This is a genomic window from Streptomyces sp. NPDC050743 (assembly GCF_044456925.1).
GTDB lineage: Bacteria > Actinomycetota > Actinomycetes > Streptomycetales > Streptomycetaceae > Streptomyces.
Window position 1 is genome coordinate 19,882 of the sequence record NZ_JBITGJ010000085.1, and the last position, 13,784, is coordinate 33,665.

Annotated in this window: 10 protein-coding genes and 4 pseudogenes; 8 read left to right on the forward strand and 6 right to left on the reverse strand. The window is 68.1% G+C overall.

Going from position 1 to position 13,784, the window contains the following annotated elements:
• Window positions 1–5: 5 nt before the first annotated feature.
• Complete coding sequence (locus tag ACIBJF_RS42020; RefSeq protein ID WP_399182178.1) at window positions 6–1,340, reverse strand: ABC transporter substrate-binding protein; 1,335 nt, start codon at window positions 1,338–1,340, stop codon at window positions 6–8.
• Between the two features lie 337 nt (window positions 1,341–1,677).
• On the opposite strand from ACIBJF_RS42020, the gene ACIBJF_RS42025 reads away from it, so the two are divergent.
• Complete coding sequence (locus tag ACIBJF_RS42025; protein ID WP_399182180.1) at window positions 1,678–2,676, forward strand: LacI family DNA-binding transcriptional regulator; 999 nt, start codon at window positions 1,678–1,680, stop codon at window positions 2,674–2,676.
• A 130-nt stretch (window positions 2,677–2,806) separates the two neighbouring features.
• Here ACIBJF_RS42025 and ACIBJF_RS42030 read toward each other — a convergent pair.
• Window positions 2,807–3,810 (reverse strand): annotated as a pseudogene (locus ACIBJF_RS42030) (IS5 family transposase).
• Window positions 3,811–3,956: 146 nt separating this feature from the next.
• On the opposite strand from ACIBJF_RS42030, the pseudogene ACIBJF_RS42035 reads away from it, so the two are divergent.
• The 5 genes and pseudogenes from ACIBJF_RS42035 to ACIBJF_RS42055 form a co-directional block, all read left to right on the forward strand.
• Window positions 3,957–4,982, forward strand: a pseudogene (locus tag ACIBJF_RS42035) (IS630 family transposase); the annotation flags it as partial.
• Between the two features lie 198 nt (window positions 4,983–5,180).
• The gene (locus tag ACIBJF_RS42040) at window positions 5,181–6,272 is read left to right on the forward strand and encodes an IS110 family transposase (protein WP_399182182.1); all 1,092 of its coding nucleotides are present in this window, start codon (window positions 5,181–5,183) and stop codon (window positions 6,270–6,272) included.
• 20 nt (window positions 6,273–6,292) lie between these two features.
• A pseudogene (locus ACIBJF_RS42045) lies at window positions 6,293–6,592 on the forward strand (transposase); the annotation flags it as partial.
• Window positions 6,593–6,993: 401 nt separating this feature from the next.
• A complete protein-coding gene (locus tag ACIBJF_RS42050; protein ID WP_399182184.1) occupies window positions 6,994–7,149 on the forward strand; it encodes a hypothetical protein in 156 nt (51 codons plus the stop codon).
• Window positions 7,146–8,288 carry a PP2C family protein-serine/threonine phosphatase gene (locus ACIBJF_RS42055; protein ID WP_399182186.1) on the forward strand — a complete coding sequence of 381 codons (1,143 nt, stop codon included), beginning with the start codon at window positions 7,146–7,148 and terminating at the stop codon, window positions 8,286–8,288. The genes ACIBJF_RS42050 and ACIBJF_RS42055 overlap by 4 nt, the downstream gene beginning before the upstream one ends.
• Window positions 8,289–9,152: 864 nt before the next feature.
• On the opposite strand, the gene ACIBJF_RS42060 is transcribed toward ACIBJF_RS42055, so the two are convergent.
• Complete coding sequence (locus ACIBJF_RS42060; protein WP_399182188.1) at window positions 9,153–9,494, reverse strand: hypothetical protein; 342 nt, start codon at window positions 9,492–9,494, stop codon at window positions 9,153–9,155.
• Window positions 9,495–9,728: 234 nt separating this feature from the next.
• On the opposite strand from ACIBJF_RS42060, the gene ACIBJF_RS42065 reads away from it, so the two are divergent.
• Entirely contained in the window at window positions 9,729–9,971 is a 243-nt protein-coding gene (locus tag ACIBJF_RS42065; protein WP_399182190.1) for a hypothetical protein, read from the forward strand.
• Window positions 9,972–10,412: 441 nt separating this feature from the next.
• Here ACIBJF_RS42065 and ACIBJF_RS42070 read toward each other — a convergent pair whose 3' ends face one another.
• The 3 genes and pseudogenes from ACIBJF_RS42070 to ACIBJF_RS42080 form a co-directional block, all read right to left on the reverse strand.
• Entirely contained in the window at window positions 10,413–10,673 is a 261-nt protein-coding gene (locus ACIBJF_RS42070; protein WP_399182192.1) for a hypothetical protein, read from the reverse strand.
• Between the two features lie 447 nt (window positions 10,674–11,120).
• Window positions 11,121–11,878, reverse strand: a pseudogene (locus tag ACIBJF_RS42075) (ATP/GTP-binding protein); the annotation flags it as partial.
• A 532-nt stretch (window positions 11,879–12,410) separates the two neighbouring features.
• Window positions 12,411–12,866 carry a MarR family winged helix-turn-helix transcriptional regulator gene (locus tag ACIBJF_RS42080; protein ID WP_399182193.1) on the reverse strand — a complete coding sequence of 152 codons (456 nt, stop codon included), beginning with the start codon at window positions 12,864–12,866 and terminating at the stop codon, window positions 12,411–12,413.
• A gap of 110 nt (window positions 12,867–12,976) precedes the next feature.
• On the opposite strand from ACIBJF_RS42080, the gene ACIBJF_RS42085 reads away from it, so the two are divergent.
• Window positions 12,977–13,633, forward strand: a complete 657-nt coding sequence (locus ACIBJF_RS42085) for an alpha/beta hydrolase (protein ID WP_399182195.1) — start codon at window positions 12,977–12,979, stop codon at window positions 13,631–13,633.
• Window positions 13,634–13,784 lie beyond the last annotated feature (151 nt).

The following is a 13,784-nucleotide window of genomic DNA, read 5'->3' on the forward strand; positions in this document are numbered from 1 at the left end:
CGCGGTCACTTGCCCGCCGTCGCCGGGATCGCCTGGTCCTTCATCGACTTCAGGGCCGCGGACTGGGCGGTCGCGAGCGCGTCGGTGAGCGTGCCGTCGCCGGCCGTCGCCTTGGCCATCGCGTCCTGGAGTGCCAGGTTCACCGTCTTCTGCGTGGGACCCCAGGCGAAGCTGGTGTCGATCTTCCTGGACGAGTCGGCGAAGATGTCGAAGATCTTCTCGTTGTTGTAGTAAGGCACGCCCTTCTTCAGCGCGGGAAGCTGCAGGCCGGCGTTGGCCGCCGGGTAGAGGCCACCGAGCTCGTTCTCCATCGCCAGGGCGTCCGGGTCGGTGTTCAGCCAGGTGTTGAACTCCACCGACTCGAACAGGTGCTTGCTGCCCTTCATGAAGGCGACGGTCGACCCGCCCCAGTCACCGGACGCGCCGTTCGAGCCCCAGGTGGGCATGGGGACGATCGTCCAGTTGCCGGCCTGCTTGGGCAGGTTGTCGCGGAACATGCTGTATCCCCAGGCGGCGCCGACGTAGCTGGCGATCTGGTCCTTCTGATAGGCGGCGTACATCTGAGTCGACCCGTTGGCGAGGTCGGTGCGCACGAGCTTGCCGGAGATCAGCTTCTGCCAGTATCGGGCGACCTGCCTGCTCTGGTCCGACTCGACGGTCACCTGCCACTTGTCGGCGGAGTAGCCGTACATCTTGGCGTCGTTCTGCCAGAGAAGCCCGTTGAACCACTCGGCGTTGTTCGGGTCGAAGAACGTGATGGTGAGGCCGGGGTCCGCCTTGTGCAGCCTCTGCGCGGCCGCCGCGTACTCGTCCCAGGTCGTGGGGATGGCAACGTGGTGCTTCTTGAAGATGTCGCTGCGCACGAAGAGGGCCATCGGGCCGGTGTCCTGCGGGATGGCGAACACCCCGGTGCCGCCGAAGCTGGTCTGCGACCAGGTCCACGGGACGAACTTCGAGCTGGCGGCGGTGGCCGCCTTGCAGGCCGAGGCGTCCACGAAGGCGTTCTGGGTGCGCAGGTTGGGCAGTTCGTCGTAGCCGACCTGAGCGAGGTCGGGCGCCTTGCCCGCCTTGAGGGCGTTGCCGAGGGTGCCGTACTGGTCGTTGGAGATGTTCTTCGTCTCGACCTGGATGTCCGGGTGCTGCTTGTTCCACAGGGCGACGACCTTGTCCATGCCTGGAACGGTGTTCCAGTACTGGAGGGTGACCTTGCCCTTCGTGGGCGCGCAGGACGATGGGGAGGCCTTGTCCGACGAACCGGACGATGAGCACCCGGCGAGTACGACGATGCTTGCTGTGGCGGCCGCGACGGCGAGGCGGGTGCGCGTGACTGTGCTGCTCATGTTTTCCGTTCCCGAGAACGACTAGCGACGGCGCTAGACGGGTCGACGTTGACTCACTCAGACGGGATGCCGTGGTGGAAGTGGACGGGCGCAACGGTGTCGGTTCGGTCGCCGAGCGCCGTGGCGGAAATGGGCAAGCTCATGTATTTTCCGTCCGTGAGCGTTCCCGTGAACGTTCACGGGAACGCTCACGGACGGTGCGAAACGTTCGGAAGTGTGCGCTCCCGTGCGTTCGAGTGTCAAGACTTCCGGGTCGCACAGGGCTCGTGGCAGCGCCCGGGCATACTCGGACCGCTGTGACGCACCGGTGGCGTCCGAAGTGCGGAGGTGAGCGATAGTGCCGTCCGGGACCGAGTCCCGCAGGGTGACGATCCATGATGTCGCCCGCGCTGCCGGGGTGTCCCGGCAGACCGTGTCACGCGCGCTGAACGACAAGGGGGAGATCGACGACTCCACCAAGCAGCGCGTGCTGGACGCCGCGCTGACGCTGGGATACCGCCCGAGCCGGTTCGCCAGGGGGCTGGTGCGCCAGGACACGATCAGCGTCGGTCTCGTGATCCCCGACCTGCTCAACCCGTTCTTCACCGAGATCGCCGCGGCGGCGCTGGAAGCGGCGCGGGCCCGCGGCTGGCACGTCCTCGTCTACGACACTGCGGACAGCGCACAGGAGGAAGTCGGCACACTCCAGGTGATCGCCTCACAAGTGGACGCCGTCGTCGGCTACTTCAGCCGGCCCGAGGCCGAGATCGAACAGCTGACCCGGGGGCTGCCGGTGGTCCTCATCGACCGTGGTGAGCATGCCGAACGGTTCAGCTCCATCCGGATCGACGGCAGGGACGGAGTCAGGGCGGCCATCGCACACCTCGTCGAGACCGGGCATCGGCGCATCGGCATGCTCGACCACGCTGCCCGGGCCGAGCCGAGCGTGCGCCACGCCTGGTTCGCCGATGGGCTGGCCGCCCACGGGCTCGCCGAAGGACCGGTGTGCCGTGCGGATCAGAGCGTGGAGGGCGGCGAAAGCGCACTGGAAAGCCTGCTCGCCGCACACCCCGATGTGACCGCTGTCTTCGCCTTCAACGACATCATCGCCATCGGCGCGCTGCGCAGTGCACGCCGGGTGGGACGCCAGGTCCCGCGCGACCTGGCCGTGATCGGCTTCGACGGAGTGAGGCTCGGCACGCTGGTCGAGCCCCCGCTGTCCAGCGTGGCTCTCGACACGCGCAGGCTCGGGGCACTCGCCGTCGACCAGGCCGCCCGGCTGTTGACCGGCGGCACCCCGCTCGGCCCGGACGACCTCGTGGCACGCGCGGAACTACGGCTGCGGGGGTCCGCCTAGTGCCGCGACCATCGCGGCTTCACCGGCTCTCACCTCCGGTCCCTCGCAGAGCGGAACGGAGGCACTCGGCTCCGCGGCGAAACCGGCAGGCCTTTCCGGCCACGGCACTAGGGCGCGTATCGAGTCGTGATCAACGGACTGTTCTGGTGAGGTCTTTGATCCAGATCATCGAGGCGCGCAGGTGGAGGCCGGCGAGGTAGCTCTCCGGGGTCTTGTCATACCTGGTGGCGATGCCTCGCCAGGCCTTCAGCTTGTTGATCAGCCGCTCGACGGTGTTCCTCTCCTTGTAGAGGTCGGCGTCGTAGCTGACGGGTCGGCCACCCCCGGATCCCCTCTTCTTCCGGTTGGCGGCCTGGTCGACCTTCTCCGGGATGACGGCCTTGATACGGCGTTTGCGCAGGTGGGAACGGTTGCCGCGGGACGAATAGGCCTTGTCCCCGGCGACGGCGTCGGGCCGGGTGCGGGGCCGGCCGACGGGTCCACGGACCCGGATCTTGTTCAGGACGGGGATGAACTGCGGGCTGTCGGCCGCCTGCCCGGCGGTCAGGATGAACGCCAGCGGGCGGCACTTGCGGTCGGCAGCGAGGTGGACCTTGCTGGTCTGCCCGCCCCGCGAGCGTCCCAGGAGGGCAGCCTTCAGCCTGAGCTTTCGGCGACGGCGGACGCGTCGTCGCTCCTCACGCTCGGGGTCTGCTTCGGCATCGCGTCCGGTTTGTTCTTCGTAGTCGCCCCTTTTGACCTGGCCTTCTCCTCCTCGGCGGCGGCCTTCTCCAGAGAGTTGAGCAGGTCCTCATTCATGTGCATCCCGGCGGCGTCGTGGTGGGCCCGAGCGGTGGTGGAGTCGATGCTGACCAGAGACAGGTCTACTTCGCCCCGCTTCGCGGCCTCTGTAATCAAGCCCTCCAGCAGGGCCTCGAACACGCCAGCGTCGCGCCACTGACGGAAGCGGTTGGAGACGGTCGACCAGGCGCCGAACTCCCGTGGCATCTCCCGCCACTGCCCGCTGGTCTTGAACCGCCAGATCACACCCTCGAACTGCTGCCGCAGGCGCTCGGGGTACGGGCCGTACTCGCCGACCGGCAGGTACGGCTCGATGAACTCCCACTCTTCGTCCGTCAGTTGCACTCGAGTCACGCAACACGATCTACCGGATCACCGTCCACTCCGAGGGTGAACTCCGAAGATTGATCACGACTCGATACGCGCCCTAGTGTCCTGCGCCGCAAATCACACGGGTAAGTTGCTACTCTTTTCGGGTGTCGCATCCGGGGCCTTCTGCAGTGTCGATCACGTTGTCTGAGGACGAGCGTGCCGAGTTGGTGCGCAGGGCCGCCGGCCCCGACCGGCGTGCGGCTGAGCGGGCCCGGATCATTCTCGCGTGCGCTGACGGTATGTCGAATGCCGCCGTGGGGCGGCTTGTTGACGTCCAGGCCAAGACGGTGGGTAAGTGGCGCCGGAAGTTCGCCGCCGAGAGGTTGGCCGGGCTGCAGGACGCGGGCCGGATCGGCAGGCCGAAGGCGGAGCTGCTCCTAAGCGAAGCCGAGCGGGACCAGCTGGTGCGCTGGGCGAGGCGGGCGAAGACCGCGCAGTACCTCGCACTGCGCGCAAAGATCGTGCTGCGCTGCGCGGAAGGCGGGACGAACCGGCAGGCAGCCGCCGATCTCGGGGTCGACGAGTCGACCGTGGAGCGTTGGCGGGCCCGGTTCATCGCCAAGCGCCTGGACGGACTGCACGACGAGCCGAGACCCGGCCGGCCTCCGTCGATCCTGCTCGACCAGGTCGAAGACGTGCTCGTCGCGACACTGGAGTCCAGCCCGGGCAAGGACACCCACTGGTCGCGGGCCTCGATGGCCGCGCGCACGGGACTGTCGAAATCGACCATCGGACGGATCTGGAAGAAGTTCGATCTCAAGCCCCACCTGCAGGACTCCTTCAAGCTGTCCACCGACCCGCAGTTCGTCGACAAGGTCGTGGACGTGGTCGGGCTCTACCACAACCCGCCTGAACGGGCGGTGGTCCTCTGTGTCGATGAGAAGAGCCAGATCCAGGCGCTGGACCGCTCGCAGCCGGTACTGCCGATGATGCCGGGCATGCCCGAACGCCGCACCCACGACTACCTGCGGCACGGCATCACCAGCCTGTTCGCCGCGTTCAACATCGCCGACGGCACCGTCATCAGCCAGCTCCACCGCCGCCACCGGGCCATCGAGTTCAAGAAGTTCCTGGTCACGATAGATAAAGCGGTGCCCGCCGAACTCGACGTGCACCTGGTGTGCGACAACTGTGAGGATCATGGGGTGCCGCAGGGGGCCGGAGCTTGACCCGTGCGACAACTGGCCGCAGCTGCCTTGGAGTAGAACTGTCGGCTCCGGCTCCCTGCGGTGCGTACTGGCGCCGGCCCGGTGAACGTGTCCCGATAGGGGCTTTGCCGCACAAAGCACCGTCACAGTTCTGACCGCCCACCGGACCGGTGTCAGCCACCAGACCCAGTCCAAGGGAGCCTCGTGACCGTCACCAGCATGCCCCAGCCGACGCTGCCCGCGCAGCCAGTGCAGGCCCCGGCCGAGGAAGTGATCCTGGGCGTAGACACCCACAAGGACGTCCACGTCGCCGCCGTCATCACCACCCTGGGCGCCTCGCTCGCCCACCAAGAGTTCCCGACCACCGCCGCCGGATATCGTCAACTACTCGTCTGGGCACGGTCGTTCGGCATCCTGCACCGGGCCGGCGTCGAATGCACCGGATCCTACGGAACCGCGCTGACCCGGTACCTGCGCAGGGAAGGCATCGAGGTCGTCGAAATCAACCAGCCCGACCGTGCCACCCGGCGCAAGCGCGGAAAGACAGACGCCGTCGACGCGGACGCCGCCGCCCGCGCAGTACTGTCCGGACGCGCCACCACCGTGCCGAAGACCGCGGACGGCCCCGCAGCGGACATGCGGGTCCTGCGGCTCGCCAAGGAGTCAGCCGTCAAGGCCCGCACCCAGGCACTGAACCAGCTCAAGGCCGTCCTGCTGGCTATCGACCCGGACCTGCGCGAACTGCTGACAGGCCTGAGCAATCCTGCCCTGGTCGCCACCTGCGCGGCCCTTGACGTCGATGATCGGGGCGAGGCCGTCTTCACGATGCGCTTGCTCGCCCGCAGAGTCCAGCACCTGTCCGACGAGGTCAAAGAGCTCATCCGGCGCACCACCAGGGCCGTCCGCTCCTGCCAGCCGCAGATGCTGGACCTGATCGGTGTTGGCCCCGACAGCGCTGCTGTCCTCCTCATCGCCGCAGGTGATAACCCTGACCGCATCACCGATGAGGCATCCTTCGCCGCCCTGTGCGGCGTCAGCCCGGTCGAGCAATCCTCCGGCAAGACCCAACGACGGCGCCTGAACCGCGGAGGCAACCGCCAAGCAAACGCCGCCCTCTACCGCATCGTGATGACCCGCATACGCTGGGACGAACGCACGCAGAACTACCTGCAGCGACGCACCGCCGAGGGCATGTCCAAACGCGAGATCATCCGGTGCCTCAAGCGGTACGTCGCACGCGAGCTCTACCGCCACATCCGGCCTCTGGCTATCGGCCAGCTTCCTTCCGCGGCTTGACGAAACATAGGGGCTTCTACGCCACCCACAACACCCCCGAGATCCGGGCATGGCTGGCCAGGCACCCCCGCTTCCACGTCCACTTCACCCCGACCGGCTCCTCCTGGATCAACCAGGTCGAGCGCTGGTTCGGTCTGCTGACCGACAAACTTATCCGGCGCGGCGTCCACACCTCCGTCAAAGCCCTCGAGGACGACATCGAGGCGTGGATCGACACCTGGAACGAGAATCCGCGGCCCTTCACCTGGGTCAAAACCGCCGACGAGATCCTGAAATCTCTCGCCGACTACCTCACCAAAATCAACCCGGCAAGCAGATAGCAACTTACCCGTGTGATTTGCGGCGCAGGACACTAGCGCACGTGGCGTCGACCCGCCTGCGGGCGGGCTGGCGCCCACTCCCGCCCTTCGCGCTCGGCCGCGGCCGGCTGGGTTTGGACGCGGCCGGTCTCGTCCCGCAGCTCGTCGCCTCGACGGCGAGCGTTGAGACTCCGCCTGTTTTACAGGTTTACAGGTCCAATGATCCGTCACTCCGTGAGTCCCCCTGGTGGCTGATGCCGGCGACTTGTTCAGCTGGATCTCCTCGCCCTAACGGTGCACGGTTCGATCTTTCACCCTTGGGCTGATCATCCGGAATATCCCTTTTCGACACCCGGTTCGTACTGCCAACACGTGGATCGCGGATCCTGGAGACGAAGACAGCGAACAGCCGCTGGAACCCGGTGACCACTCAGTGGGCCGCCACCAGCCTGACCGCCCCGTCACGCTCGCAGTCATTCACCCTGGCAGAACGGGGGCTGCTGGTCGGATGGCTGATGCGGATCGTGCACGACGGCGCAAGTCATGATCCCAACACCATGCACCGGAGCAAGAAGTGAGTGTTGCGACCACCGCGAAGGCGAACACGACCCTCCGGGCCTGGTGGCGGGCAGCACCGCGCCCGCTCTGGGTGCTCACCCCGCTGCTCCTGGTCATCTGCATCCCGGTGGCCGATGCGTTCCTTCCACCGGACATCCACCTCGCCCATCTGCTGGTCGTCGCCACCGCGGTGACCGCCATCGGCACCGGTCCGCGACCCACGGCACTCATCGGTGCTCTCTCCGTACTCGCGCTGATCGCGGCTGGGGCGGAGCGGCGGGTACTGAGCACCGAGAGCGTCCTGGTGGAACTCGTCTCACTCGCCGCACTCTGCATCCTCCTGGTCGCCTTCACCCGTCTGCGGGACCGGCACCAGCGGGAACTCCTCCGGGCGCGGACCGTCTCCGACAGGGCCCAGCGCGTCGTCCTGCGCCCGCTCCCGGAGCAGGCCGGAGCGGTGTCGCTCGCAGCGGAATACCACAGCGCCGAGGCCGACACCTACATCGGCGGCGACCTCTACGCCGCCGCCCGTACCTCCGACTCCACCCGACTGATCATCGGAGACGTCCGCGGCAAGGGCCTCGCCTCGATCAGCGACACGGCGATCGTGCTGGGGGCCTTTCGTGCTGCGGCCCACCGCCAGATCCCGCTGGCGGAACTGGTCGCCTACGTCGAGGACGCGGTCTCCTGGGGCCTCGCGGAGTTCTCGGAATCCGAGCCCGAAGCCGCCGAACGCTTCGTGACCGCCGTGGTGCTCGACATCCCGGACGACGAACCGGTGGTCCACATGATCAGCTGCGGACATCCGCCGCCCCTGCTGCTGCGCCGGGCGGCCCAGACCACCACCGCCCTCCATGTGACCCAACCCGCCCCACCACTCGGCCTCGGCGCCATGTCCGAGACCGAATACAAGGCGGCGACCTTCCCCTTCCAGGACGGGGACAGGATCCTGCTGTACACCGACGGCGTCACCGAGACGCGCGACAGCGAGGGCACCTTCTACCCGCTCGCCGAGCGCGTGCAGAGGTGGGCCGAACACGCCCCCGGACCGCTTCTCCGGGAGATCACAGCCGACGTTCGGGCGTACGCGGGCGGTCTGGTCAACGACGACATGGCCATGATGCTCGTACAGCGAGGACGGGCACCGGAGCCCGCCTGAGGGGAGCCCGTGAAGCTTGGCTAAGGCGGGCGGAGCGTCGCCACAGCAGATCCTCGGTCACGATCGGTGGCTGCCGCACCCGTCGACCGGGCCGGCGCCGTGCAAAGGGAGCCGGCATCCGCCAGGGCGGGAGTGATCAGTTGGGCCGCGCAGAACGAGCAGAGCAACACGTGGCACCCGTACAGCGGCGCTGATCATGCGCACTCCGGGGAGCCCACTCCCGAGTCGGGCGCGGTCGCCGGCTGGCGCGGGGGTCGAGGCGGCCGAGCAGTCCCTGGCCTGGTTCACGGACGATGTCCGTCCCCGTCGGCCTTCCTCCGCGCGCTTTGGCGTCGAAGCGGGCGAGCACGGTGGTGCACATGAGATGGGACCGTTCCTGGAGGCTGTCGAGGAACGCGGCGAGTACCCCTCGCGGCAGGAGGCGCCGTCATCGCCAAGCTTGTCGGCCCCGACCTCCCCACCCGCGCCCTTGCTCAATCCCCCTCGGGCTTCGCCCTCCTCTTCGGCAGGGCTGAACCGACCCCCGCAGAGCATGAAGCCACCCGAGTTTCCGTGGCACCGAGCCTCGGCCGATCACTCGAGGCCGGGCTGAAGCGGCAGATGTTCGGTCGGACCGACTTCGACCTGCTCCGCAAGCGAGTCCTCCTCGCAGCGTGAGGCCGTTCGTCATCGCGGTTGTGGAGACCGTCCGTGGCTTCAGCACCGAAAGTGATCCAGAACCAGCTTTCAAGGATGGTCGGTGGGTCGACGGGTGCCCGATTACCGCGCCGGCCTGTCGAACCCGGCGGCAGGCGTGTTCCCGAGGGTCAGCGGCCAGGAGATTCGAGTGAACATCGATGCCGCAGACAAGTCCTTGGTCAAGTCTCACCGAGCGCGGTCGGACACGAACATCGCCAACTGGTCGGTGATCCAGGGGTCGAACATGGCCAACTGGTCGGTGATCCAGGGGTCGTACATCGCCAACTGGTCTGCGACCCACGGGTCAGGGTGGCGGTCGTGCGCCGCCCTGTGCTCACTGGCGTACCCGTAGCCGACGTTCCGGCTTCCGTGCCCGGGGAGGTTTTGGCCCTCGCTTTCGACCACTGTGATGCGCTCATCGGCCTTGGAAGTGGCCGCAGTCGCGGAGCCGCCGGCGGCCAGGAGCGCGCCTCCCACGAGCGCAGTGGAAATCGCCGCACGCGAAACACGCCAGATGATCTTCTTCATGGTCTTTCCTCCTTGCGCAGCCCGTTGGTCTGGTCAGTGCGGACCGGTGGAACCCCTCGGTGCTGCTGCGCTATGGAAACTACGCGCCCTCACTTGGTTGAACAATAAACTACCTCGGTGAAACGAATCACCCACAGCAGGAGGAATAGGGAGGCCGAGTGGCGCTGCACCTCTCATGCACAGGTGCGATCCGGTCTGGGACCGCCCGCGTCGGCGTGGAGTGCATGAAGGCGATTGACCCGATACGCGGCCATCAGCGCACTGGCCGGAGCGCACGTTCCCGACGGCGCGGTCGGTTCGCACACGGCTCTCGGTGACTGCCACGCCACGCTCCACGTCCTGTTCGGTCTCCTGCGCCGGGAGGGCGAGCGGATCGTGTGCGGCATCACTGTCGACGACACCAACCAGAGCTTCACCGGTGACCACGGATTTGGAGCCTGGCTGCGTCCCGTCCTGGTGGCCCGCAGTAGTTCCTGACCTGACCCAGCCCGTCCACGCCGGCGCAGACAGGCCCGAGCTCGTGGTCATCTTCCCCGCGCGGTGAGGCTGCTGCCTTCCGTCGCCAGCCGCGTCCCTGGCTGCCGCGCCCATGGGCCTGGTGTCAGCCCGCCCTGGCGTCTACCGGCACCCTGGTGCGGTGGTGTGGGGCGGCAGCGCTCGGCGGCCGAGATGATGTGTGGGCAGCCGGCACGGCCGGGCGGCCGAGACCGTCGGGCGGCTGATGGGCATGAAGCTCGGCGCCGCAAACCGAAACCTTGGGCGGATGGCTTCGACGGCGAGGGCATGGTCGAAGCCGCCCTCGCGGTCAGTTCGAGCGAGCGTAGGGTGTGCGGCGTCATATGGATCCGGGTGCCCGATGGGATCGAGCACCCGGATCCGCCTTTTGTTGTCAGGGGTTGTGATCAGTTCCGCTGAGACTCAGCGGCCCCAGCCCCAGCCGCCGCCGTGGCCCCAGCCGCCGCCGTGGCCCCAGCCCCAGCCGTGGCCCCAGCCGCCGCCGTGGCCCCAGCCCCAGCCGTGGCCCCAGCCCCAGCCGTGGCCCCAGCCCCAGCCACCGCCGTGGTGGCCCCAGCCCCAGCCGTCGTCTTGGTGGAACGAGACGACGTGCTCGGGCGCGGAGGTGGCGGCCGCTTGGGCGGCTCCGGCCCCGGCGGCGATGGCCAGGATCGGTGCTGACACAACCGCGACAGCCACTCTCTTGATACGTGTGTGCGCGCGCATGTGAGTCCCCTCTCTGAGGGTGTGCCTGACTTACTGGCGGCCTCGAAGGCCGCCCCTGCGCTTCAGAGCCTGCGCGTAGCTCTGTGCGCTCGCCGCCCGCGAAGCGCCTTCAGGCGGCGGACCATCACCTCCGATATCGGCCATAAAGGTTTGCGAAACCTCTCCGTCGATGTTGTTGTGGAGAAGGTTTTGCTTGCTATGGATTCATACGGAAATGACGTTCGTCGGGATTGCTCCGCCGTCGAATTCGGGATGCGACGGTTTCTGATTCCGCCGAGCAGCCCGCGGCGCGGAGGGGGCGAGCGGGGTCCTGGGCACGGAGGGGGGACTCACTCCCATTGCCAGCGGTGGGGAAGCTGGTGCCGTCGCCGAGGGTGGCCAGCAGTGTGGTGGCGGTCCAACGGTCCCGGTGTCGGTTTCGATCTGCAGCCAGCGCCGCCTGAGCGGCGAGCCGGTGTTCCGTCGCCACCAGGCCTTGCGACGTGACCGCGTGATTCGGTCGGCGCTTTTTGTGCTCGCCTGTGTTGTCGAGGCCCCCGGGGTAGCACAGCACACTGTTACGAATCTGCCCGCCGTGCAGGTCGCTGGTCTCGGCTTCGGCGAGCAAAGGTTCCGCGTGGCCGCGGTGGAGGGCGTGCTGGATCATCCATACGATCTCTGCCGGGCGGACGGGGCGGAAGGCGATGCCCCGGCGAGTGCGGCCTCCACCCGCAGGGCCCTGCGCGCGGTGGGCGGTCACCTCGCGCCGTGCCACGGGCGCCGGGCGCATGCCGAGCATCGGCGTGATGCCTGCCAGGTGGCGCCGAGGGACGCCGGCATCTGCAGGCCGCCGGTTTCGGCCTGACGGGGTACGGCCAGCCACACAGGGTGCGGCGCTGCATCTCCTGGTCGTCGAGCAGCTCCAGGGTGGCCTCGACGTTCTCCACCCACGGATGCCGGCCCACACCTGGGCCTGCTCGGCCGGCTCGATGCCCTCGGTCATCTTCAGGGCGACCTCACCGGGGTCGACCTGTGCGACACACACTGAACAGGCGTGGTGCCCTGGACAGGGAGCGCACCAAGTGTGCGATCTGAGCGAGTTGTGTGTCGCCGACCGTGGCGGGCACGTAGGTGCCCTGGACACTCTCCTGGTGCTGGCCCTGCGCGTCCGGGCCGGGGTGCAGGGGGTACCCCGCGACCCACGCTCTGCTGGGCGAGCGCGAGCAGCTGCTGCAGACACGACACCGGCCCCGCTGCCACGGCGGGGACAGCCGCCCGTGTGCGGCGGGTGCGGATGAATGGTCTGTGGCGGGCCGCGGCAACGGCGCCGGAGGGGCACGCTGGCGCGCCGCACGCGATGGTGGGGCCTTCGCCGCAGGGCGGGGCGCCGGCGCGGCCTCGCTGGTGAAGCCGCCCAGCAGAGATCGGGCAGCGCGGTCACTCGGCGTACCGCCCAATGGTCGTCACTCCGGAGGCGCTGGGTGCGGGTCCCTTCCACGGCCACCAGCTGATGCTTTTGATCAGGAGAAAGCCGCCGTCGACCGCGATCAGAGGGTCCTCGGCTCGGTGTCCCACACGCTCACCTCGACGGTGCCCTCGATGGCCTCCATTGTCAGTGAGGCTTTCTCAGAGGTTACTGAACTTGAATTCGTGATGTCGGCCTTGCTGGGCCAAGCAGTGTCATTCAACTCTGCGGGGTCGGATGCCATTCACGGGTCATGTTCCCTCATCCGGGCCGGCCGTGGGGCCCGCCTCGAGGGTTGCGCGAAGGATGGCCAGGGTTGAGGCGATGCGCGCCAGGTCGTCAGGGGGAACCGCCGCGGTCAGTGAGATGAGGTCGCTTTCGACAATGGGGCGGGCAGCGGACAGCTGCTTCTCACCCGCGGATGTGAGGCGGAGGACGGACGAGCGGCGGTCCTGGGGGTGCGCGACCCGCAGGCACCAGCCAGCGGCCACCAGCCGGTCGACCGCCTTGCTGACGGCCCCCACGGTGATCGCCAGTTCGCCGACGATGTCGAGCACGCGGCACCCCGGCACGCGGTCGATGATCTCCAAGAGCTCGAACTGTCCCAGCCCCAGCCCTTGTTCGGTGCGCAACCGGGCGCTCACCGCGTTGTAGAGCCGTGTCTCGACGCGGACCAGATCGGTGAAGATCGGAGTGATGTGGCTCACATTAGCCTTCCAGTAGATTCCTGGGAATCATCTTCCTTGGAATCCGGTTGGGGTCAGACAGGTGGATTCCCAGGAATCCATCCTCGCACCCCGACCCATGGAGGCCCCGCATGTCCCGACAGCAGCGCGATGCCCTGGACGCCATACTCCGTTCCGTCCCTCGCAGCGAGATGCGGCCCACTCCCGAGGAGCAGCGCAGCGGTTTCACCGCGGCTGTCACCCGCCCCACGCCTGAAGACGTGGTCACCCGCAGGACCGTCCTGGGTGGGCGGCCGACCCTGGAGCTGGAGCCGGCCGAAGTCTCCGGCCGTGGCCGACTGTTCTACCTGCACGGCGGTGGCTACGTCATCGGCTCACCGGACACCCACGCAGGGCTGGTCGGTGAACTGGCCCGCCGCGCCGGGCTGCGCGCGACGTCGGTGGATTACCGGCTGGCGCCCGAGCACCCTTTCCCCGCGGCTGTCGACGACGGGCTCGCGGCCTACCGCGAGCTGCTGGCGTCGGGCACCGACCCACGAGACCTCGTCATGGCCGGTGACTCCGCGGGTGGCGGATTGAGCATCGCCACGCTGCTTGCCGCCCGGGAGGCCGGGCTGCCGCAACCAGCCGCCGTGGTCGTCTTTTCGCCCTGGGTCGACCTCACCCTCGCTGGAGGAAGCATCCGTTCCAAGGAGAGCGCCGACCCCATTTTCACCGGGTTCCTCCGAGGATGCCCCGGCCTTCGGGCCGGGGAGGAATCGGACTCCTGCGGAGCAGGGCAGGGATAGCCGGATCGCCGTCGGGGCGGTCCGGCGTCCACCCCGCACGGCGGTGATGCCGCCCGCGATGATCGAGAGCTCTCGACTGTCGGTCCGCTCGGGTAGGTTCGGATGCATGACGACGGAGGCTGGCACGAAGGACGCCGGGCATGCCCGGTAC